The sequence below is a fragment of the Streptomyces sp. NPDC001532 genome (genome assembly GCF_040298625.1).
Lineage (GTDB): Bacteria > Actinomycetota > Actinomycetes > Streptomycetales > Streptomycetaceae > Streptomyces.
The window spans coordinates 34,925-56,182 of the sequence record NZ_JBEPAL010000051.1 but is presented as its reverse complement, the minus strand read 5'-3'; the positions used below and the strand labels follow the sequence as shown (position 1 = coordinate 56,182).

Sequence of the window (21,258 nt, the reverse complement as noted above, 5' to 3'; positions counted from 1 at the left end):
CCGCAGCAGTTCTGGCCAGTAATCTCGGCGGACATGGAGCAGAGGCATCTCGGCCGTACCGGCCTGCGTGTGTCCCGGGTCGGACTTGGCACCCTGACCTGGGGACGGGACACCGACGAGCATGACGCCGCGGACCTCTTGAAGACGTTCTGGGAGGCCGGCGGGACCCTCGTCGACACGGCGGACGTGTACGGGGACGGGGATGCCGAGTACCTGCTGGGGCGGCTCATGGACGGGCTGGTGCCCCGTCGCGATCTGGTCATCTCGACCAAGGCCGGGAGCGTGCCCGACCCGGACCGCCGGTTCGACGGATCGCGCGGACACCTGCTGGCCGCGCTGGACGCCTCGCTGGCGCGGCTGGGCACGGACCACGTCGACGTGTGGCACGTCCACGCCTTCGACCCGCACACCCCGCTGGAGGAGACGCTGCACGCGCTGGACCTGGCGGTGAGCAGCGGACGGGTGCGCTACGCGGGCGTGTCCAACTTCTGCGGCTGGCAGCTCGCGAAGGCGGCGACCTGGCAGCTGGCCGCGCCGGGCGCGCGGACCCGGCTGGCCAGTACGCAGCTGGAGTACTCGCTGCTGCAGCGCGGGATCGAGCGCGAGGTGCTGCCCGCCGCGCTCGACCTCGGCATCGGCCTGCTGCCCTCCTCGCCGCTCGGGCGGGGTGTGCTGACCGGCAAGTACCGCAACGCCACGCCGCCGGACTCGCGCGGCGCCTCCGAGCAGCTGGCGCCGTTCGTGGAGCCGTACCTCGACGACACCGCGAGCCGGATCGTCGACGCCGTGACCACCGCGGCGGACGGGCTCGCCGTGACACCGTTGCAGGTGGCGCTCGCCTGGGTGCGCGACCGGCCGGGCGTGACCGCGCCGATCGTGGGCGCGCGCAACGCGCAGCAGCTCACGGCGGCATTGTCAGTGGAGGCCCTTAGTCTTCCTGACGAGATCTGCCGGGCGCTCGACGATGTGTCGGCGCCCGTGCACCGCTATCCCGATCACGACTGGAGCACGCTGTGAGCACGGAGCCGGAGACCACCGAGGACGCCGAGCCGACGACGCCGGCCCCCGCGGCGGAGAGCGGCACCCCGCAGGCCGAGGAGACCGAGGAGGCGAAGCTCGCCGAGGCGAAGAAGCTCTCCGAGGCGGAGGCGGAGCTGGCGGCGCAGCGGCTGGAGCGGGAGCGGATCGAGCGGCGCAAGGCGGAGAAGCAGGGGCCCATCGAGGCCGGCGCCAAGCTGAGCGGCAAGGCCGCCGACCTGCTCGCGGCGGTACGGGCCGTGGAGAGCGGCGAGAAGCCCGTGGCCGCGGTGTTCGCCGAGCCCGAGGCGGCGGTGCGGCGCGCGGCGCCGGAGCCGGTGCGGCGGACCCAGCCGGTGACGCCGGCCGTCGTCGCCGCGCCCGCCCGGGAGGCCGTCGAGGGGGTGCGGCGGGTGCTCGCCGAGGGCGGCGCCCCGGAGGCGCTGGCGGCGCAGGTCGCCGCCGTGCTGGGGGACGGCGGCGAGGAGCGGCTGCGGGCGGACCCGTGGCTGCTGCTGCGGGTCGGCGGGGTGCGCCCGGAGCAGGCCGACGGCTTCGCGCGGGCGTTGCTGGGCGACCGGTGCGGCCCGGACGACGAGCGGCGCCTGCGCGCGCTCACCGTGTGGCTGCTGGAGCAGGCGGCCCTCGCCGGGCACACCGCGCTGGAGCTGCCGACGCTGCACAGCGCCCTGGCCCAGCGGGGCGTGCCCGATCCGGACGCGGCCGTGCGGAGCGCGCTCGCGGAGGGCGAGGTGCTGGCCTTCCAGGACGGCCTGGACGGTCTGGACGCTCTCGACGGGCCCGGGGAGGGCCTCGAGGCCGAGGACGGCGCCACCGGGGAAGAAGGCCCGGACGGCGAGGAAGCCGAGGAAGGCCACGGCGGCGCAGAGGACGCGGGCGAGCGGGAACCGGTGCGGGTGCTCGTCGGTCTGGAGCGGTACGCGCTCGCCGAGGAGAGCCTGGCCGACGGGCTCGGACGGCTGATCAACTCGGTGCCGAAGGAGGACGGCTCGGCCGAGGAGTGGGAGCGGGCCGCCGCCGCGGCCCGGAGCTCCACGGCCGACCTGGTCCGCGCGGTCGCGGGACACGGTCTGGTGCTGCACACCGGCGGTGAGGCGTCCCGCGCCGAGGTCGCGGAGCTGCTGGGTGCCGCACAGGGGCTGGGACTGCGGGCCTGGGCCGCCGTGCACAGCCCGGCGGGGCGCGGCCGGTTCGGTGCGGAGACCGCGGTCGCCACCGTGGCGGGGCTGCTGTCCGGGGCCGAGGGGCCGGGGCGGGACGCGGACGGGGCGCTGGACCTGGATCTGCTGGCCGTGCTGGACGCCCCGCAACTGGACGTGGAGACCGGAGCGTTGCTCGTCGAGTCGCTGCCGGACGGGGCCCGGCTGGTGCTGTCCGGGGACCCGGCGGTGCTGTGGTCGGCCGGGCCGGGGCGGGTCTTCGCCGATCTGCTGGCGGCGCGCCGGGTGCCGCAGATCGCCTCGCGGCGGCCGGACCCCGGTCCGCTGGGCGAGCTGGTGTCCGGGATCGGCGTGGGCGAGCTGAACCAGGTCGAGGCGCCCGGCAAGGAGATCGTGATCGTGCCGGTGCGGGACGCGGCCGAGGCGGTGCACCGGACGGTGCAACTGGTCGCCGACTCGGTGCCGCGGGCGATCGGCGTGCCCGCCGAGGAGACGGTGGTGATCACTCCGGGGCACGGCGGCGCGGCCGGCACGCGCGCGCTGAACGCCGCGTTGAAGGAGCGGCTGAACCCGGGCCCCGGCCGCTTCGGCGGCTTCGACCCCGGTGACCGGATCGCCTACTCCCCCGCGCCGGGTCGTACGGTGCCGGGACAGGTGGTCGGGGCCGACGTGGACGGGCTGCGGCTGTCGTGCGCCGGTGAGGCCGTCGTCGTACCGCGGGAGCGGGTGGAGCAGTCGGTGCGGCACGGGTGGGCGCTGACCGCGCACCAGGCGGTGGGCGGCCGTTGGCCGGCCGTGGTCGCGGTGCTGCCGGGCGACGCCGCGCAGGCCCTCACCCGGCCCTGGATCTACACCGCGTTCGGCCGGGCCGAGCGTCATCTGTCGGTGGTGCACGGCGTCGAGCAGGCGCTGCCGAGAGCGGTCGCGGAGGGCCTGGCGAAGCCGCGCACCACCCGGCTGCCGGACCTGTTGCGCCCCGCGGCGGCCCCGGCGGAGTGACCGGCCGCCGGGCCCGGACGTGAGACGGCGGCCACCGGGGTGTCCCGGTGGCCGCCGTGTCGTGCTCGGCCGGGTGCGTGCGTCAGCGGCGGTCCGCGTCCAAGGGCTCCAGGTCCGGATCGTCGTCCCCGTCGTCCTCCACGTCCTCGTCCACATCCGCGTCGTCGTCCACCTCCGCGTCCTCGTCCTCGTCCTCGTCCTCGACGAGGTCCAGGTCGTCGTCGACCAGTTCCGCGGGGTCCTCGTCGAAGACCGCGCTGACGTCGAAGCGGCAGACCACGTGCTGCGGGTCGACGGCCTCGAAGGGGGCCGCCAGCCACTCGCCGGGCTCGGGCGGCTCGTCGGTGGCGGTCACCCACAGCGTGGAGTCGCCCTCCTCCAGGCCGAACTCCTTGTGCCGGGAGGCGATCTCGTCCGGTTCGAACTCGCCGAACAGGATGCCCAGCGCCCCGTTCACCGACTCCGCGGCGTCCGCGTCCGCGCCCTGGTCCACCGCCTCGATCCGCTGGGCCTGCGCCAGCAGCCGCTGTGGTTCGGCCACCGCGTAGTCGCGGCGGATCAGCACACTGAGCGCGTTCGGTTCCTCGGGCCCGGTGTACGGCGGCAGTGAGTCGTCGGCGCCCGGGATCTCGAAGGGCGTGACCTCGTCGTAGCGGTCGTAGAGCAGTTCGTCGTACACCTCTGCGGCCGCGGCCAGCTGGTTGAACGCCTCGTAGACGGCCGGGTCGTCCTCTCCCGACCGGCGTTCGACCGCGGCGAGATGGCGGTCGAGCGCGGTCTTGACCGCCTCGGCGGCGGCGCGTACCTCGGCAGCGGTGGGCTGCGCAGCATCAGACATACTGCAGACGCTATCCGTACCGGGCCCCAGCCCGCACAATAGATGCGATGCCGGAATACGAATTTGTCGACGTGTACGTCCCGCGCGGGGTGTCCCGCAAGGATGCCGCACGTCTGCTGACGGACCATGCCGAGTACGGAAACTGGGAGTTGGACCGCCTGAGCCTGCTGCGTGACGGCAGCCGCAGGGTGCGGTTGCGCAGGAGGATCATCCGCCAGGTGCGTGCCACATGGTGAGGTGAGAAGTGAGTCGGAGCGGGCCCCGCCGGTGGCGGGGCCCGCTCCGTTCTCGTCACCGCGGGTGCGTCACGCCGACGCGCGTGCCTTGCGGTAGAGCACCGCGCCCGCGAGCAGCGCTCCCGCGCCGAGGCCCGCGGCGGCCCCCATCGGCAGGCTGCTGCCGGTCTCCGCGAGCTGGGCGGTGCCCTGGGGCTGGGTCACGGAGTGCGCGCCGGGCCGGTTGCCGGATCCGTCGTCGCCGGGCGTGCGGTCGCCCGCGGGCGGCGTCGCGGGGGTGCCCGGGGTCACCGGGGTTCCCGGAGTGCCGGGTTCGACGGGGTCGCCCGGAGTGCCGGGCTGCTCGGGGGTGCCGGGCGTGCCGGGCGTCTCCGGCTGGGTGCCGGGCGGGGTGCCGGGCGGCGTCGTTCCCGGCGGGTTGGTGCCGGGCGGGTTGGTGCCGGGCGGTGTCGACCCGTCGCCGTCGCCCGGCGGAGTCGGGTGGCCGCCGCCGGAGCCGCCGTCATCGGCGCAGTCGTTGCCCACGGCGGTGTTGCCGACGCCGATGACGTCGACGGTGTTGCCGCAGACGTCGACCGGCGCGTGGACGGGCGCCTCGATGTGGTTGCCCGAGGCGACGCCGGGCGAGTCGGAGGCGTGTCCGCCCGCGTGGGCGCCCCCGGAGCCGCCGTGCCCGCCGGAGTCGCCGTGACCCCCGGACGGACCGCCGCCGTGGTGGCCGCTGTGGTTGCCGCAGGAGTTGCCCGCCGCCGGGTTGAGCAGCCCGACCACGTTGACGGTGTTGCCGCAGACGTCGACCGGCGCGTGGACGGGCGCCTCGATGTGGTTGCCCGAGGCGACGCCGGGCGAGTCAGAGGCGTGTCCGCCCGCGTGGGCGCCCCCGGAGCCGCCGTGCCCGCCGGAGTCGCCGTGACCCCCGGACGGACCGCCGCCGTGGTGGCCGCTGTGGTTGCCGCAGGAGTTGCCCGCCGCCGGGTTGAGCAGCCCGACCACGTTGACGGTGTTGCCGCAGACATTGACCGGCGCGTGCACCGGTGCCTGCACGGTGTTGCCGGACAGCACGCCGGGTGAGCCGGCCGTGGCGCCGCTCGCGCCCGAGTGCGCCTGGGCCTGGCCGCCGGCGGCGGCGATCACCCCCGTCGCGGCCGCCACGGTCATCAGGCCCTTGCGGGTGGCCTGTCGCATTGCTGAATCCCCCTTCTACGTCGTGACAGAACCGGGAAGAGCGCACTCGGCCCCGGAACGCATGGCGGTGCGCTCCGGGGCCGAGGGCTCAGACCCTCATGAGGCGAGGCTCAGACGTCACTGGTTGACGCAGGTGTTGCCGAAGGCCGGGTTCAGCAGCCCGATCACCGAGATCGTGTTGCCGCAGACGTTCACGGGGATGTGCACGGGCACCTGGACAACGTTGCCGGACGCGACACCCGGGGAGTGCACGGCGGCACCCTGGGCACCGGAGTCGGCGACGGCCATGCCGGCACCCGCGAGAACCAGTCCACCGGTGGCAGCCGCGGCGGCGACGATCTTCTTGATCATTATTCCTCCTCGTTGGCAATGCGATCCCAAGCCTCGGATCGCATCACCTGTAACGAGGAGGGGCTAATAGAGCTACGACCTGATGAGCGCATTCACTCTTCCCAGTCCGTTTCGCACGGGCGGGCGAAAAGTGCGGCTCGGTCGCGGCGGGGCGGGTCAGGACGCGTCGAGGAACCGGTCGAGCACCCGCACGCCGAACTTCAGTCCGTCGACCGGGACGCGCTCGTCGACGCCGTGGAACATCCCGGCGAAGTCCAGCTCCGGCGGCAGCTGGAGCGGGGCGAAGCCGAAGCAGCGGATGCCGAGGTCGTCGAAGGACTTGGCGTCGGTGCCGCCGGAGAGCATGTAGGGCACGGCCCGCGCGATCGGGTCCTCGGCGCTCAGCGCGCTCTGCATGGCGTCCACGAGCCGGCCGTCGAAGTCGGTCTCCAGCGCCTTGTCGGCGTGCACGTCCTCCCGCTTCACGCGCGGGCCGAGAATCCGGTCGAGGTCGGCCAGGAACTCCTGCTCGTAGCCGGGCAGGAAGCGGCCGTCGACGTGGGCGGTCGCCTGGCCCGGGATGACGTTGACCTTGTAGCCGGCGCCGAGCATGGTGGGCGCCGCCGAGTTGCGCAGGGTGGTGCCGATCATCTTGGCGATGCCGCCGAGCTTGGCGAGGGTCTCGTCCATGTTCTCGGGGTCCAGCTCGGTGCCGAGCGCGTCGGACAGCTCGTCGAGGAAGGACCGCACGGTCTTGGTGACCCGGACCGGCCAGGTGTGCCGGCCGAGCCGGGCGACCGCCTCGCACAGCTCGGTGATCGCGTTGTCGTCGTTGGTCATCGAGCCGTGGCCGGCGGTGCCCTCGACGGTCAGCCGCATCCAGTGCATGCCCTTCTCGGCGGTCTCGACGAGGTAGAGCCGCAGCTTCTCGTTGACGGTGAAGGAGAAGCCGCCGACCTCGCCGATCGCCTCGGTGACGCCCTCGAAGAGATCGGGATGCCGGTCGACCAGGTGGCGGGCGCCGAAGGTGCCGCCGGCCTCCTCGTCGGCGAGGAAGGCCACCACGACGTCGCGCGGGGGCTTGCGGCCGCTGCGCAGCCGGTCGCGGACGACCGCGAGGGTCATCGCGTCCATGTCCTTCATGTCGACGGCCCCGCGTCCCCAGACGCAGCCGTCGGCGATCTCGCCGGAGAAGGGGTCGTGGGTCCAGTCGGCGGCGTTGGCCGGTACGACGTCGAGGTGGCCGTGCAGGAGCAGGGCGGGCCGGGACGGGTCCTCCCCCTCGATCCGGGCCACCGTGGAGGCGCGGCCCGGGTGGGACTCGAAGATCTGCGGCTCCAGACCCACCTCGGCCAGCTTCTCGGCGACGTACTCGGCCGCCTTGCGCTCGCCGGGGCCGGAGTGGTCGCCGTAGTTGCTGGTGTCGATCCGGATCAGCTCGCGGCAGAGGTCGACGACCTCGTCCTCGCCGGTGACGCCCTGGCCGGTGCCCGTCTGGCTCACGCTGTTCCTCCCGCTGTCGCCGCTGGTGGTTCCCCCTCATCCTCCACCCCGGGCGGTCGGGGCCCAAGACCGGACCCGGTCCGTCACACGCCGTTCACGCGGGAGCGGGGGGTGATCGGCCACCCCCGAAAGCCTGGTAATGTTTACGACGTCGCCGCGGGGGAAACCGCCCCGCACGACAGACACCTTGTCCGGGTGGCGGAATGGCAGACGCGCTAGCTTGAGGTGCTAGTGCCCTTTATCGGGCGTGGGGGTTCAAGTCCCCCCTCGGACACCAGCCGGATCCCCCGGTCGCTGCGGCGGCCGGGGGATCCGTCGTTTCAGCCCCTTCCGTACCGCCTGACGCGTACACGGCCGAAATAACCGTGGACACCGCCCGCCGCGGTGGGGTTCCGCAAGATTTCCGTGCACCCTCCCGCTTCCGGGAAGTCCCTGCTCCTCCACTCCTGGCCGCTCCCGGCCGGGCCGCACTCGACCCTCCGGTTTTACAAGGCGCTTGACTCGAACTTACTGAGCTTGTTGACTGATTCGGGCGTGCAGTCGGAACGCGTCATCGCGAACACGGTGGTGAGCGCGAGAACTGGCCGGTAACCGGGCTTGACTGCTGCTCGACAACCCAGGTGACAAGAGGTGAAGCTCTGTGATGACCCAGGGAAGCCTGATGACGGAGCACCGGCCGGAGGCCGTCGCGAGAGTCACGCCGGGGCGCCCCCAGCCGCTGGGCGCCACCGTCGATGCCGACGGCGTGAACTTCTCGATCTTCTCGGAGCACGCGACCCGGGTCGATCTGCTGTTGTTCGACCGCTGTGACGCGCCCCGGCCGTCCCGGGTGATCCGGCTGCATCCGGAACTGCACCGCAGTTTCCATTTCTGGCACTGCCATGTGGCCGGCCTCGGCCCGGGACAGGTGTACGCGTACCGGATCGACGGCCCCCGCAACACCCCGCACTCCGGGACCCGGTTCAACCACCGCAAGGTGCTGCTCGACCCGTACGCCCGGGCCAACATCAACAGCCGCTGGGACCGCACCCGGGCGCTCGGCACCGCGGACAACGTCGAACACTCCATGCGCAGCCTGGTCGTCGACCTCGACAGCTACGACTGGGAGGGCGACCGGCCGCTGCGCACGCCGATGGCGGACACCGTCATCTACGAGATGCACGTACGGGGCCTGACCGCCTCCCCCACCTCGCGGACCGCGCACCCCGGCACCTTCTCCGCGGTGGTGGAGAAGATCCCCGAGCTGCAGCGGCTCGGGATCACCGCGGTGGAGCTGCTGCCGGTCTTCGACTTCGACGACACCCACATCCTGCGCACCGGCCCGGACGGCACACCGCTGCGCAACTACTGGGGCTACGACCCCTACGGCTTCTTCGCCCCGCACACCGGCTACTGCGCCGCGCCCCATCTGGCGGCGCACATCACCGAGTTCCGGGACATGGTCAAGGCCCTGCACCGGGCCGGCATCGAGGTCATCCTGGACGTGGTCTTCAACCACACCAGCGAGGGCAACGAGTTCGGGCCGACGATCAGCTTCCGCGGGGCGGCGAACGAGGCGTACTACCACCTGTGGCCGCAGGACCGGAGCCGGTACATGGACTTCACCGGGTGCGGCAACGCGGTCAACGCCAACCATCCGATGGTCACCAAGTTCATCCTGGAGTGCCTGGAGTACTGGGTCACCGAGCACCATGTGGACGGCTTCCGGTTCGATCTGGCCTCGGAGATGTCCCGGGGGCCGATGGGCTACGAGATGGCGGTGCCGCCGTCGCTGTGGGCGATCGAGCTGTCCCAGGTGCTAGCCGAGACGAAGATCATCGCGGAGCCGTGGGACGGCGGCGGCCTCTACCAGGTGGGCCGGTTCCCGGGGAAGCGCTGGGCGCAGTGGAACGGGCCGTTCCGGGATGATGTCCGGCGCTTCGTGCGCGGGGACGCGGGGCTGGTCGGCGAGATCGCCTCGCGGCTCGGCGGCTCGGCGGACCTCTTCTTCCCGCAGCAGGTGCTGCCCACCAACAGCATCAACTTCATCACCTGCCACGACGGGTTCACCCTCAACGACCTGGTCAGTTACGACCACAAGCACAACCACGCCAACGGCGAGTCCGACGCCGACGGGGCGCACGAGAACTTCAGCTGGAACTGCGGGGTCGAGGGGCCGACCGACTCCGAGGAGGTCGAGCGGCTGCGGGTGCGGCAGATCAAGAACTTCCTGTCGATCCTGATGCTCAGCCGGGGCGTGCCGATGCTGCTCGCCGGGGACGAGTTCCGCAACACCCAGGACGGCAACAACAACGCCTACTGCCAGGACAACGAGACCTCCTGGCTGGACTGGAACCAGGCCGAGAAGGAGACGGAGATACGTTCCTTCACGGAACGGGTGATCCGTCTGCGCAAGCGGTTCCGCACCTTCCGCGAGGCCCGCTTCTTCACCGAGCGCCCCAATGAACGGGGGCTGCCCGACGTCACCTGGCACGGCACCCGGCTGGACTGCCCCGGCTGGGACCACGCCGACGCCCGGGTGCTCGCCGCCACCCTCGGAGGCTTCCGCGGCGACCCGGACCTGCACCTGATCCTGAACATGTACCACCTGGGCCTGGACTTCGAGCTGCCGGCCGTCGACGGCCACCGCTGGTACCGGGTCCTGGACACGGCCTGCTCCGGGCCGCACGACCTGCTCCCACCCGGCCAGGAGGAGGCCGTCGACGGCGACGTCTTCCACGCCCACGGCCGAAGCGTCGTGCTGCTCGTGGCCTTACCCGACGAGAAGGGCACATGAGATGAGCCCCAGCGCCGACCGCCGTACCTACTCCGACACCCTCGCCGGCTACGTCACCTACCACAGCCCCACCCAGCACCGCTTCGGGCTGCGCACCTCCGACGGCCGCGAGTACACCGTGCACCTCGCCCGCAACGTCGTCTCCCGCGTCGTCCGCAACCTCGGCGACCCCTACCGGGACACCACCGCGCACACCCGGGACATGCTCGGCACCGGCCGCTTCCTGTTCGCGTACGGGATCTTCTACGAGTGGCAGGGCGGCGCCCGGTTCGAGGCGAAGGAGATCACCTTCCCCGAGGAGAACCGGGGCCAGTACGTCTTCGAGCACCCCAGGTGGTGGGTGCAGCAGGCCGCCGCGGTCGCCGACTTCTATCTGCGCGGGCAGTTCCCGGACGGCAAGTACGACTGGCGCAACTACCGCACGCACCTGACCCTCGACGGCGCCCATCTGCCGGAGTTCGCCGGGCAGAACGTGCGCCAGGAGACCGACACCATCTCCCGGCTGGTCTACGGGCTGTCCACGGCCTACCTGCTGACCGGCGAGGACCGGTTCCTGGACGCGGCCGAGAGCGGCACCGAGTACCTGCGGCAGTACATGCGCGTCGACGACAAGCAGGACGGGATCGTCTACTGGTACCACGGGATGGACATCACCCCGACCGGGCGGCGCAAGGTGTTCGCCTCGGAGTTCGGGGACGACTTCGACGCCATCCCGATGTACGAGCAGATCTACGCGCTGGCCGGTCCCACCCAGACGTACCGCGTCACCGGCGATCCACGGATCCTGGAGGACATCGACCGCACGGTCGCCCTGTTCCAGCGGTACTTCCGCGATGAGGAGCGCGGGGGCTTCTTCTCGCACATCGACCCGATCAACCTCAGCCCGTGCGACGACGCGCTGGGCCGCAACCGGTCCCGCAAGAACTGGAACTCCATCGGCGACCACGCCCCGGCCTATCTGATCAACGCGTATCTGGCCACCGGCCGCGAGGACTTCGCCGCGCTGCTGGAGGAGACCGCGGACACCATCGTGGAGCGGTTCCCGGACGAGCCGGACAGCCCCTTCGTCCAGGAGCGCTTCCACGAGGACTGGACGCCGGACCGCACCTGGGGCTGGCAGCAGGACCGGGCCGTGGTCGGCCACAACCTGAAGATCGCCTGGAACCTCACCCGGATCCAGGCGCTGCACGACAAGCCGGAGTACGCCGAGACCGCCCGGCGGATCGCCGAGCTGATGCCGCCGGTCGGCAGCGACCAGCAGCGCGGCGGCTGGTACGACGTGGTGGAGCGGCGGGCCGACCCGGACAGCGGCATCCACCGCATGGTCTGGCACGACCGCAAGGCCTGGTGGCAGCAGGAGCAGGCGATCCTCGCCTATCTGATCCTGGCCGGCACCAGCGGTGACCCCGAGTCGCTGCGGCTGGCGCGGGAGGCGGCCTCGTTCTACAACGCCTTCTTCCTCGACCACCAGGACGGCGGGGTCTACTTCAACGTGCTGGCCGACGGCATCCCGTACCTGGTGGGCACCGAGCGACTGAAGGGCTCGCACGCCATGGCCGGCTACCACGCGCTGGAGCTGTGCTACCTGGCCGCCGCCTACACCGGGCTGCTGATCAGCCACGAACCGCTGACCCTGCACTTCCGGCCGCGCCCCGGCGATCTGCCGAACCGGGAGCTGCGGGTGGCGCCGGATCTGCTGCCGCCGGGCTCGGTGGAGCTGACCCGGGTGTGGATCGAGGGCCGGCCGCACCACCAGTTCGACGCCAAGGAGCTGACGGTCCGGCTCCCGGAGAGCGACGGACCGCTGCGGGTGCGCGTGGAGCTGGAGCCGGTGCAGATGCGGCTGCGGATCCGCGGCGAGTTCGACGGCGGCACCGCGCATGTGCGCTGCGGCGGCGCGGTCGACGGTGTCGAGCTGGAGAAGTTCCGCCGGGTGCTCGGCGAGGTGATGGCCGCCGGTCCGCAGCGGGTGGAGTTCCACCTGGGCGAGGTGACCGAGATGTGCCGGCCCGCCGTCAACGAACTCCTCGTGCAGCGGACCAAGGCGGGCCTGGACGTCGACTTCGTCGTCGTCGGCTCGGTACTGCCCGAGGTCCGTGAAGCCCTGCTGGCCACCGACGCCTTCCTGCTCGAAGGCGAGGAGGACTGAGAAGCCGTGACCACCACCCTGCCTCCCCTGTATCTGACCGCCGAGGCGGAGACCGCCGCGGCCGTGCGGATGCCCGCCGAGCCGGTGCGGATGCCCGCCGAGCCGGTCGACTTCTCCGCCTACTGCCAGGACCTCTTCGGCACGCTGTCCCGCTCCGACCAGCGGCGCTGGGGCGAGGTGTACGTCCGGGGGCTGCTGGACGTACCCGGGCGCAAGACGCCGGCCCGGATCTCCGAGCAGGTCCTGGGACGCCGGGCGGTCCAGCAGATCCAGCAGTTCGTCAACCAGAGCCCGTGGCCCTGCGGTCCGGTGCGGCGCCGGCTCGCCGGGCAGCTGGACCAGGCCTTCGCCACCGAGGCCTGGTGCGTCGACGAGGTCGTCTTCACCAAGAACGGCGACCGCTCGGTCGGCGTGGCCCGGCAGTACGCGCCCTCGCTGGAACGCACCGTCAACTGCCAGCTGGCGCTGGCCACCTCGCTGGTGGGCCGGCACGGCGGGGTGCCGGTGAGCTGGCGGCTGCTGCTGCCGCAGCGCTGGGACCGGGACGAGGAGCTGCGCCGGCAGGCCCATCTGCCGGTCGAGGAGCGCAGCCGCCCGCGCTGGCAGTACATCCTCGAAGCGGTCGACGAGATGCTGGAGGACTGGTGCCTGGAGCCGCTGCCGGTGCTCGTGGACTGGCGCGGCGAGGGCGATGTGGCGCCGCTGCTGCGCGGTCTCGAGGCGCGGGGCCTGGCCTATCTGGTGGAGGTCTCGCCCACGGTCGCGGTGACCCTGCCGCGGCCGTGCGCCGGCTCCCCGTACGGCAGCGGCACCCTGGTGGAGCTGGCGGGGCACGCCGCGCAGCACCGGGGGCGCACGCCGATCGCCTGGCAGGACCGGGCGACGGCGCGGATGCGGCAGTCGCAGGTGCTGTCGATGCCGGCGCTGCTCCAGACGGAGGCGCAGCCGGCCGCCGCGGCCGGGCGTCCGGCCGAGTCCCGGCCGGCGCAGCGGCCCCGGCATCTGGTGACCGACTGGCCGTACGGCCGGCCGACGCCGCGCGCCTACTGGCTGACGAATCTGCCGGCCCGCAATCTGTCGGACGTGCTGCCGCTGGCGCAGCTGCGGGCGCTGTCCGGGCAGAGTCTGGGCCGGATGCAGCGGGACTTCGGGCTGGCGGACTTCGAGGGCCGGTCGTTCCGGGGCTGGCACCACCACGTCACGCTCGCCTCGGTGGCGCTGGGGTACGACGCGCTGCGCCGGACTACCGTTCCCAGCCGACGGCGGTGAAGTCGATGTCGCCGAGGCCGGGTACGCCGTAGTTGGCGAGGCCCTCGCGGACGGCGAGCACCTGCGGGCGCTGGTAGAGCAGGACGTCGTGGCCGAGTTCCCAGACGATTTCGTCGGCCTGGTTGTAGAGCCGGGTGCGGCGGTCCTCGTCGAGGGTGCGGCCCGCCTCGCGCAGCAGGGCGTCGAGGCGGGGGCTGGAGATCCGGCCGTAGTTCGCATAAATCTGTTCGCCGTCGGCGGGGCGGTAGACCGGATAGAGGGAACTGGGAAATGTCAGGCCGACGAACCGGAAGATCGCGAGGTCGAAATTCCCGCGGTTGAGGTATTTCGGCAGATAGTCGTCGGCCGGGACTTTACGGATGTCCACCTGGAATCCCGTATTCCTCAGCATCTGCTGGACCAGCTGGGCGAGGTCGAGGCCGAGGCGGTTGGTGGACTGGCTCAGGACGAAGCGCAGTCTCAGCGGCTCGCCGTCCTTGCTGCGGGTTCCGCCCGGTCCGTCCCGCCGCCAGCCCCGCCGGTCCAGGATGCGCCCGGCCTCCGCCGGGTCGTGGTCGGCGTGCGGGTCCGCGTGGTCGGCGTATCCGGGCTGGTTGGTCATGTAGAAGTGGTTGCCGAGCAGCGGGACGCCGACCGGCAGGCCCTCGCCGGCCACGTCCGCGAGGGCGCGGCGGTCGATGGACCGCAGGACGGCGCGGCGGACCTCGGGGTCCTTCAGGGGCCCGGCGTCGCCGTTGAGGGCGACCTGGACGTGGTCCCAGGCGGAGCCGGTGCGGATGTCGGTGTCGTGGGCGCCGTCGAGGCGGTCGTACACATCGGCGGCGGCCGCGTTGACCGCGTCGATCTCCCCGTTGAGGAAGGCCTGTACGGCGGTGGTGGGATCGAGGGTGCGCAGGACGACGTGGTCCAGGCGCGGAGGGGTGCCCCACCAGTCGGGGTCGCGGTCCAGGGTCAAGGTGCGGCCGGTGGCGTCCAGTTCGCCGACCTGGAAGGGTCCGGCGGTGATCGGCGGGCCTTGCCGCCAGCCCTCGTTGAACCGTTCGGGCGTGCTGAACGCGGCGGCCGGATAGAGCGGGGTGAACAGCCGCCGCCAGTCGGCGAACGGCTCGTCGAAGGTCACCCGCACCTCGTGCTCCCCGGTGCCGCGGCGCACCGAGGCGATGTCCTCGTAGCCGCTGGGGTCGGCGATCTGGAAGCGGGTGTCGCCGCGGCCGAGGGCCCGCCACTGGGCCTCGAAGTCCCGCCAGCCGAGCGGCTTCCCGTCCGACCAGCGGGCCTTGGGGTTGAGCCGGTAGGTGATGGTCTGGGGGTCGGTGGAGGTGACCTCGGCGGAGTGCAGGTAGTCGGGGACGGGGTGGGGCACGCCCTTGGCGTCGCGCGCGAACAGGCGGGGTTCCAGCAGGCAGGCGATGGTGCCGACGTCGTTGAGCGCCCCGTCCATGTGGTGGTTGTTGAACTGCGTCGGCCACTGGGCCATCGGCAGGGTGAGGGTGCCGCCGCGGCGCAGTTCGCCGGGGGGCCGGGGGTTGACGTCGGCGCGGCCGTAGGCCGGGACGGCTCTGTGCGGGGGCCGGCCGTCGGCGGTGCCGGGGCCGGAGGTGCAGCCGGTCAGCAGACCGGCCAGCGCGGCCCCCGCCAGCACGGCGGCCGACAACCTGCTGCGGACTGCGAACCCCGTCATTGCGCTGCCCTCTCCACGGCGTGAAGTCCTCACCGCTCAACCACAGCGCCGGTGCGAATGAATGCGAACACGTCTTCCAAGGAGCGGGTCGGAGCTTAACATTGGCGCATGTCACGCTGGTGAGGTGCACGGGGGAAAGACCCCCCGGTTACCGGGGAGCCGGATTCCGGATGCTCGCATTGTCGGCAATACGTCTGACACGCTGTCTCGTATTGCTTCTCGCTTCAACATTTCTTTCCTATCTGATTTCCTCGGCGGCGCTCGACCCGCGCGCCTACTTCGAGGAGCGCACCCCGCGTCCGCCCGCCGCGGTCGTCGACCGGCGGCTGGCGGAACTCGGACTGGACCAGCGGGATCCGGTCACCGAGCGGTTCGCCCGGTGGTCGTGGCGGGCGCTGCACGGAGATCTCGGCCGCACCCTGGACGGGGCCTCGGTGAGCGCCGAGTTCGGCCGGCGGGCCGGGGTGACCGCGCGGCTGCTGCTGGTGGGCACCGTCGTGGGGACGGTGCTCGGCGTGCTGGCCGGGGTGTGGGCGGCGGTGCGGCGGGGCCGGCTGCCGGACCGGGCGCTGACCGTGTTCTCGTTCGCGGTGCTGGCGGTGCCGCCGTTCGTGCTCGGACTGCTGCTCCAGGCCGGGGCGCTCGGCGTGAACGACCTGGCGGGCCGTCCGGTGATCCGGTACACGGGCGAGCGGACGCCCGGCCTGGAGGGCGGGCCGGCGGCCCACCTCCGCGACCTGGCGGTGCATCTCGCGCTGCCGACGGCCGCGGTCGCCATGGCGGCCGTCGCCACCTACAGCCGCTACCAGCGTGCGGCCACCCTCGACGTCCTCGCCTCGGAGCATCTGCTGACCGCCCGCGCCAAAGGGCTCACACCCGGGCGCGCCCTGCTGCGGCACGGGCTGCGGGTCTCGCTGATCTCGCTGGCCACGTACTTCTCCTTCGGCGTGCTGACCCTGTTCACCGGCGCGGTGTTCACGGAGAAGATCTTCGGCTGGCACGGCCTGGGCAGCTGGTTCGTCGACTCGGTGCAGAAGGGCGATGTGCACGCGGTCGTGGCCGTCGAGGTGTTCGGCGCCGCGCTGGTGCTGGCGGCCGGGCTGCTCGCGGAGCTGCTGCACCAGGCGCTCGATCCGAGGGTCCGGCGGCCGTGAGCTCCGGGCGCGCGAAGGCGGTACGACGGCGGCTGGCCCGCTCACCGGGCGCGCTGGCGGGCCTGGCCCTGCTGCTCCTGCTGTGCGCGTTCGCCTGCGCCGGTCCGCGGCTCACCGGCTGGGGGTACGCCGATGTCGACTACACGGCGCTGCACCGCCCGCCCGGTGCCCGGCACTGGCTCGGCACCAACCGGATCGGCCAGGACCTGTTCGCGCAGGCGGCGCGGGGCCTTCAGAAGTCGCTGCTGGTCGGGACGCTGGCGGCGGTCCTGTCGACCGTGCTCGCGGCGGCCGTCGGGGTGTGCGCCGGGTACTTCGGCGGATGGACCGACCGGGCGCTGATGTTCCTCGTCGATCTGATGCTGGTGGTGCCGGCGGTCCTCGTCCTCCTCGCCGTGGCCCCTCGCCTGCGCGACACCGGCCCGCTCGCGTACGTCGGACTGATCGCCGCGTTCGGCTGGATGGTCACCGCGCGGGCGGTACGGGCCATGACCAGGTCACTGAGAGAGCGTCAGTTCGTGCGCGTGGCACGGTACATGGGGGTCGGGCCGGTCATGGTGATCCGCCGGCACATCCTGCCGCACCTGGCCTCCTTCCTGATCGCGGACGCGACGGTGACGGTGGCCGGGGCGGTGATCAGCGAGACCGGGCTGTCGTACTTCGGCTTCGGGACGCAGCCGCCGGACGTGTCACTGGGCACGCTGATCGCCGACGCGTCGGACGTGCCGACCGTCTATCCGTGGATGTTCGCCGTCCCGGCCGTGCTGCTGGTGCTGCTGGTGCTGGCGTTCCACCTGATCGGCGACGCGCTGCGCAAGGCGCTCGACCCGGTCGACCGGGCGGCACGCGGATCCGAGCCCACGGCCACGGCCGCGCCCCTGTCCGCGTCCGTGTCCGTGTCCGTCTCCGAGCGGGGTACGGGATGAGGGCGGCGGAGCCCGGACAGGCGCTGCTGACGGCGCGCGGACTGCGGATCGAGCGGCCCGCGACCCGCCGCCGCCCGGCGCTGCCGCTGGTGCGCGGGGTCGACCTGGAGCTGCGCCGGGGCGAGGTGCTCGCGCTGGTCGGCGAGTCGGGCGCGGGCAAGAGCCTCACCGCGCTGGCCCTGCTCGGGCTGTGCCCGCCGGAGCTGAGGGTGACCGGCTCGGTCCGGCTGCTCGGGCAGGAGCTGTCCGGTCTGCCGGCCCGGGACCTGGCTCGGCTGCGCGGCCGGCGTATCGCCCTGGTCTTCCAGGACGCGCTGACCGCCTTCACCCCGGTGCAGCGGATCGGCGACCAGATCGGCGAGGCGCTGCGCATCCACCAGCGGCCCCGCCCGGGCCGGGCCGCCGCGCGGCGGGCGGCTGCCGAGCTGCTCGACGCGGTGGGGGTACCGGAGCCGGGCCGGGTGGCCGACGCCTACCCGCATCAGCTGTCGGGCGGGACACGGCAGCGGGCGATGATCGCCATGGCGATGGCCAATCGCCCGGACGTCATCGTGGCCGACGAACCCACCAGCGCCCTCGACGTGACCGTCCAGGCGCAGGTGCTCCAGTCGCTGGCGGCCGCGCGGCGAGAGACGGGTGCCGCGCTGCTGCTGGTCAGCCACGACCTGGGCGTGGTGGCGGGCGCCGCGGACCGGGTCGCGGTGATGTACGGCGGGCGGATCGTGGAACGCGCCCCGGTCGACGCGCTGTTCGCCCGGCCCCGGATGCCGTACACCAAGGGGCTGATCGGCTCGGTGCCCCGCATCGACTCCGACATCCCGCCCACGCCGATGCCGGGCGTCCCACCCCGGCCGGGCGGCACCTCACCGGGCTGCGCCTTCGCACCCCGCTGCCCCCTGGCCACGCGCCAGTGCACCGACTCGGAGCCCGGACTCCGGCCCGACGGCAGCCACGCCACCGCCTGCCACCGAATCGAGGAGAGCGCCAGGCACAGCGCCGTGGACCTGTTCCCACCGGCCCGGCAGGCGGCACGGACACCGCGGCCCCGGCACGCGCCACCGGCCGAGCGGGCCGAGCACGCACCGCAGGACACGCGTACCCCGTCCGCCGCCCGAGCGCCGGCGGCCGAGCGGGCCTCGCCGGACCCCGGGGCCGCGGTCGTGTTGCGGGTCAGTGGGCTTGTTCGGACGTTCTCGGTGGGGCGGGGGCGGCGGCGGTCCGTGGTGGGGGCCGTGGACGGGGTCGATCTGGAGGTGCGGCGGGGCGAGACGCTGGCGCTGGTGGGTGAGTCCGGGTGCGGGAAGTCGACCACGCTGCTGGAGGTGATCGCCCTGGCGGCTCTGCGGCGTGGGCGGATCGAGGTCCTGGGGCACGACACCGCGGCGCTCTCCCGGGACGCGGTGCGGCGGTTGCGGGGAGCGGTGCAGTACGTGCCGCAGGACCCCATGTCGAGCCTCGACCCGCGGATGCCGGTCGGGGACATCGTCGCGGAGCCGCTGCTGGTGCAGCGGGTGTCGGCCGACCGGGTCGCCGCACGGGTGGCGCGGGTGCTGCGACTGGTCGGCCTCCGCCCCGAGGACGCCGACGCCCATCCGCACCGGTTCTCCGGCGGGCAGCGCCAGCGCATCGCGATCGCCCGCGCGTTGGCCGTGGAGCCGGAGCTGTTGCTGCTGGACGAGCCGGTCTCGGCGCTGGACGTGTCGGTGCGGGCCGGGATCCTCGATCTGCTGCGCAGCCTGAAGGAGGATCCGGGCCCGGCCTGTCTGTTCGTCTCGCACGATCTGGCGGCGGTACGGCACATCGCCGACCGGGTCGCGGTCATGTACGCCGGTCGCGTCGTCGAGACCGGCGCGGTCCGTGAAGTGTTCGGGCGGCCGGGCCACCCGTACACTCGGGCGCTGCTCGCCGCTGTTCCCGTGCCGGATCCGGCGGTGGAGCGAGCGAGGCCGTCCGTCGTCCTGGGCGGTGATCCGCCGACGGCCGGCGAGCGGGCGGAAGGCTGCCGATTCCGGCCACGTTGCGCGTTGTTCACGCGGTTGGAGCCGGAGCAGCGGATCCGGTGCGAGCGGGAGGTTCCCCCGGTGGCGGAGATTTCCGCGGGCGGCGACCGATCGGTCGCCTGTCATTTTCCGTTGCGGGCGCCTGCTCCGGGGCGAGTCTGATCGCTCGCGCCCGGCCGTCACGGGGCCCGGTGGCGTGTTATTCGATCGAGCGGCAGCAGACGACGGGGCCGTTTTCCTTCGCGGGCTTGATCGTCTCGTACTTGGGCTCACCTGCTGCGACGTAGGAGCCGGCACCGAGCAGACCGACCAGAAAGAGTGCCACAGCGAGGAATATCAACGGTTTTGAAATCACTCCTTTTCTCCATTCTTTTAGGGCGAGTTGATTTACCTATATAGTCATGTGACTCTACAGATCAAGTCAAGTTCGAAATAGTAAAGAATACGGCAGCGGAATCGGAATTTCCATTTCCTCTGTCCGCAGATCCGCCCGGTCGGCCGAGCAGCGAACTTCGGCCGTCAGTCAGTGGAAAGCTGAACCAACCCATTGGCGGGACCCAGTCATGCTGGTATCGTGATCTATGACATCTCAAGTCATGCGCTCACACTGGGAAGCCAAATGGATCACGTCGAAGAGGCATCTCCGGTCCAGGTGGGCAGGCGCATCCGAAACCTTCGGGTCAAGCTCGGCCTCAAGCAGCAGGACCTTGCTTCCACGGATATCTCGGCGAGCTACATCTCGCTCATCGAATCAGGCAAAAGGGCTCCCTCGGATGCGGTGCTGACCGCCCTCGCCAAGAAACTGGGCTGCTCGTCGGACCATCTCAGGACCGGTCATGACGACCACGCCCTGGAAGACGCCAGACTGAAGCTCTCCTTCGCCGAAATGGCCCTGCGCAACGGGGACAACGGAGCGGCACTCCAGTCCTTCGGGGAACTGCTGGCGAAGCCCGATCTGCTCGACCGGCCGATGCTGCTGCGCGCCCGTATCGGCCAGGCCACCGCGCTGGAGAAGCTGGACCGCATCGAAGCCGCGATCCCGGTGCTGGAGGAGCTCGGCAAGGACCCCGCGCTCGCCGCCGGCTCCGACGAGTGGTGCCGGGTCTCGGTCGCGCTCAGCCGCTGCTACCGCAACACCGGCGACATCGCCCTCAGCATCGAGATCGGCGAGCGGACCATGGCCACCCTGGACTCCCTGGGGCTGGACGTGACCGTGGACCACATCCAGGTGGGCTCCACGCTCATCGGGTCGTACCTCATGCGCGGCGACCTCACCCGGGCCCATCTGCTCGCCCAGCGGCTGATCCCGGTGGCGGACGAGCACGGCGGCCGCACCGGCCGGGGCGCCGTGTACTGGAACGCCGGCCTCGTGGCGCTGTCCCGTCGGCAGTTCCCGGAGGCGCTGGCCCTCACCGAGCGGGCGCTCGCCCTGATGGCCGACGACGACAACCTGCGGCACGTGGCGATGCTGAGGCTGAACGTCGCCTGGCTGGAGCTCCAGTCCGACCACCCCGACCCGGCCCGCGCCCTGGAACTCCTGGAGGACGCCGAGCGGACCCTCGCGGAGCTGGGCACCGCCGTCGAGCAGGCCAAGTGCGAGATCTGCATGATCGACGCCAACACTCAGCTCGGCCGGTGGGACGAGGCCACCGCGCACGCCCGGCGCGCCCTGGGTCTGCTCAGTTCCGGCCCGCGGGTGGAGGCGGTCGGGGCGCGGGTGCGGCTCGCCGAACTGCACCTGCTGCGGGGCGAGACGGAGGAGGGCCTGCAGGCGCTGCACGCGGCCACCCGCCAGCTGCGGCACTTCACGCCCTCGTACGAGACCGCGCAGGAGTGGCGTCGGCTCGGGGACGTGTGGAAGCGCCAGGGCCGCTCGAAGGAGGCGCTGGAGGCGTACGACCACGCGCTGCTGGCCTCCGGTATGCCGATGAGCTACGACCCCGCGCAGTCCCTGGCCCGGCAGCCGCACGGCTGACCGGTGCGCACGCGGCGGTGCGCCGGCGATGATGCCGGG

The 21,258-nt window shown here is 72.3% G+C and carries 16 protein-coding genes and 1 tRNA gene; 11 read left to right on the top strand and 6 right to left on the bottom strand.

What is annotated here, in order from left to right:
• Positions 1–33: 33 nt before the first annotated feature.
• Both ABT232_RS33100 and ABT232_RS33095 read left to right on the top strand, forming a co-directional pair.
• On the top strand, positions 34–1,017 hold the full coding sequence (locus tag ABT232_RS33100; protein ID WP_351847029.1) for an aldo/keto reductase: 984 nt from the start codon (positions 34–36) through the stop codon (positions 1,015–1,017).
• Positions 1,002–3,197, top strand: a complete 2,196-nt coding sequence (locus tag ABT232_RS33095) for a helix-hairpin-helix domain-containing protein (RefSeq protein ID WP_450871692.1) — start codon at positions 1,002–1,004, stop codon at positions 3,195–3,197. Before ABT232_RS33100 ends, ABT232_RS33095 begins: the two co-directional genes overlap by 16 nt.
• A gap of 82 nt (positions 3,198–3,279) precedes the next feature.
• Here ABT232_RS33095 and ABT232_RS33090 read toward each other — a convergent pair whose 3' ends face one another.
• Positions 3,280–4,035, bottom strand: coding sequence for a hypothetical protein (locus ABT232_RS33090; RefSeq protein WP_351847024.1), 756 nt, complete (start codon positions 4,033–4,035; stop codon positions 3,280–3,282).
• A gap of 47 nt (positions 4,036–4,082) precedes the next feature.
• Here ABT232_RS33090 and ABT232_RS33085 point away from each other — a divergent pair, with 47 nt between their 5' ends.
• Positions 4,083–4,271, top strand: a complete 189-nt coding sequence (locus tag ABT232_RS33085) for a DUF5703 family protein (protein WP_351847022.1) — start codon at positions 4,083–4,085, stop codon at positions 4,269–4,271.
• Between the two features lie 69 nt (positions 4,272–4,340).
• On the opposite strand, the gene ABT232_RS33080 is transcribed toward ABT232_RS33085, so the two are convergent.
• The 3 genes from ABT232_RS33080 to ABT232_RS33070 form a co-directional block, all read right to left on the bottom strand.
• A complete protein-coding gene (locus ABT232_RS33080; RefSeq protein WP_351847019.1) occupies positions 4,341–5,456 on the bottom strand; it encodes a chaplin in 1,116 nt (371 codons plus the stop codon).
• A 117-nt stretch (positions 5,457–5,573) separates the two neighbouring features.
• Complete coding sequence (chpH, locus tag ABT232_RS33075; protein WP_351847016.1) at positions 5,574–5,807, bottom strand: chaplin ChpH; 234 nt, start codon at positions 5,805–5,807, stop codon at positions 5,574–5,576.
• 156 nt (positions 5,808–5,963) lie between these two features.
• Positions 5,964–7,289 carry a M20/M25/M40 family metallo-hydrolase gene (locus ABT232_RS33070; protein WP_351847015.1) on the bottom strand — a complete coding sequence of 442 codons (1,326 nt, stop codon included), beginning with the start codon at positions 7,287–7,289 and terminating at the stop codon, positions 5,964–5,966.
• Positions 7,290–7,478: 189 nt separating this feature from the next.
• Here ABT232_RS33070 and ABT232_RS33065 point away from each other — a divergent pair.
• The 4 genes from ABT232_RS33065 to ABT232_RS33050 all read left to right on the top strand — a co-directional run bounded on the left by ABT232_RS33065 (position 7,479) and on the right by ABT232_RS33050 (position 13,483).
• A tRNA-Leu gene (locus tag ABT232_RS33065) sits at positions 7,479–7,566 on the top strand.
• A 366-nt stretch (positions 7,567–7,932) separates the two neighbouring features.
• Positions 7,933–10,065, top strand: coding sequence for a glycogen debranching protein GlgX (glgX, locus tag ABT232_RS33060; protein ID WP_351847012.1), 2,133 nt, complete (start codon positions 7,933–7,935; stop codon positions 10,063–10,065).
• Position 10,066: 1 nt separating this feature from the next.
• Entirely contained in the window at positions 10,067–12,214 is a 2,148-nt protein-coding gene (locus ABT232_RS33055; RefSeq protein ID WP_351847009.1) for an AGE family epimerase/isomerase, read from the top strand.
• 69 nt (positions 12,215–12,283) lie between these two features.
• A complete protein-coding gene (locus ABT232_RS33050; protein WP_450871737.1) occupies positions 12,284–13,483 on the top strand; it encodes an IS701 family transposase in 1,200 nt (399 codons plus the stop codon).
• Here ABT232_RS33050 and ABT232_RS33045 read toward each other — a convergent pair.
• Entirely contained in the window at positions 13,458–15,164 is a 1,707-nt protein-coding gene (locus tag ABT232_RS33045) for an ABC transporter family substrate-binding protein (RefSeq protein WP_351847003.1), read from the bottom strand. The two genes, ABT232_RS33050 and ABT232_RS33045, sit on opposite strands and share 26 nt — an antisense overlap.
• A gap of 170 nt (positions 15,165–15,334) precedes the next feature.
• On the opposite strand from ABT232_RS33045, the gene ABT232_RS33040 reads away from it, so the two are divergent.
• Genes ABT232_RS33040 through ABT232_RS33030 form a run of 3 tightly spaced genes read left to right on the top strand, consistent with a single transcriptional unit; the run spans position 15,335 to position 19,406 of the window.
• The gene (locus ABT232_RS33040) at positions 15,335–16,318 is read left to right on the top strand and encodes an ABC transporter permease (RefSeq protein WP_351847001.1); all 984 of its coding nucleotides are present in this window, start codon (positions 15,335–15,337) and stop codon (positions 16,316–16,318) included.
• Positions 16,315–17,244, top strand: a complete 930-nt coding sequence (locus tag ABT232_RS33035; protein WP_351846999.1) for an ABC transporter permease — start codon at positions 16,315–16,317, stop codon at positions 17,242–17,244. The genes ABT232_RS33040 and ABT232_RS33035 overlap by 4 nt, the downstream gene beginning before the upstream one ends.
• The gene (locus ABT232_RS33030; protein ID WP_351846996.1) at positions 17,241–19,406 is read left to right on the top strand and encodes an ABC transporter ATP-binding protein; all 2,166 of its coding nucleotides are present in this window, start codon (positions 17,241–17,243) and stop codon (positions 19,404–19,406) included. Before ABT232_RS33035 ends, ABT232_RS33030 begins: the two co-directional genes overlap by 4 nt.
• A 37-nt stretch (positions 19,407–19,443) precedes the next feature.
• On the opposite strand, the gene ABT232_RS33025 is transcribed toward ABT232_RS33030, so the two are convergent.
• Positions 19,444–19,569, bottom strand: coding sequence for a hypothetical protein (locus tag ABT232_RS33025; RefSeq protein WP_351846994.1), 126 nt, complete (start codon positions 19,567–19,569; stop codon positions 19,444–19,446).
• A 294-nt stretch (positions 19,570–19,863) separates the two neighbouring features.
• On the opposite strand from ABT232_RS33025, the gene ABT232_RS33020 reads away from it, so the two are divergent.
• The gene (locus ABT232_RS33020; protein ID WP_351846991.1) at positions 19,864–21,219 is read left to right on the top strand and encodes a helix-turn-helix domain-containing protein; all 1,356 of its coding nucleotides are present in this window, start codon (positions 19,864–19,866) and stop codon (positions 21,217–21,219) included.
• Positions 21,220–21,258 lie beyond the last annotated feature (39 nt).

What these genes read in the sequence shown, in the direction of transcription:
- ABT232_RS33085 (WP_351847022.1), top strand. Translation starts at nt 4,083, where the DNA reads ATGCCGGAATACGAATTTGTCGACGTGTACGTCCCGCGCGGGGTGTCC.
- ABT232_RS33050 (WP_450871737.1), top strand. Translation starts at nt 12,284, where the DNA reads ATGCCCGCCGAGCCGGTGCGGATGCCCGCCGAGCCGGTCGACTTCTCC.
- chpH (WP_351847016.1), bottom strand. Translation starts at nt 5,807, where the DNA reads ATGATCAAGAAGATCGTCGCCGCCGCGGCTGCCACCGGTGGACTGGTT.
- ABT232_RS33040 (WP_351847001.1), top strand. Translation starts at nt 15,335, where the DNA reads ATGCTCGCATTGTCGGCAATACGTCTGACACGCTGTCTCGTATTGCTT.
- ABT232_RS33055 (WP_351847009.1), top strand. Translation starts at nt 10,067, where the DNA reads ATGAGCCCCAGCGCCGACCGCCGTACCTACTCCGACACCCTCGCCGGC.
- ABT232_RS33020 (WP_351846991.1), top strand. Translation starts at nt 19,864, where the DNA reads ATGGATCACGTCGAAGAGGCATCTCCGGTCCAGGTGGGCAGGCGCATC.
- ABT232_RS33090 (WP_351847024.1), bottom strand. Translation starts at nt 4,035, where the DNA reads ATGTCTGATGCTGCGCAGCCCACCGCTGCCGAGGTACGCGCCGCCGCC.
- ABT232_RS33080 (WP_351847019.1), bottom strand. Translation starts at nt 5,456, where the DNA reads ATGCGACAGGCCACCCGCAAGGGCCTGATGACCGTGGCGGCCGCGACG.
- ABT232_RS33100 (WP_351847029.1), top strand. Translation starts at nt 34, where the DNA reads ATGGAGCAGAGGCATCTCGGCCGTACCGGCCTGCGTGTGTCCCGGGTC.
- ABT232_RS33045 (WP_351847003.1), bottom strand. Translation starts at nt 15,164, where the DNA reads ATGACGGGGTTCGCAGTCCGCAGCAGGTTGTCGGCCGCCGTGCTGGCG.
- ABT232_RS33030 (WP_351846996.1), top strand. Translation starts at nt 17,241, where the DNA reads ATGAGGGCGGCGGAGCCCGGACAGGCGCTGCTGACGGCGCGCGGACTG.
- glgX (WP_351847012.1), top strand. Translation starts at nt 7,933, where the DNA reads ATGACCCAGGGAAGCCTGATGACGGAGCACCGGCCGGAGGCCGTCGCG.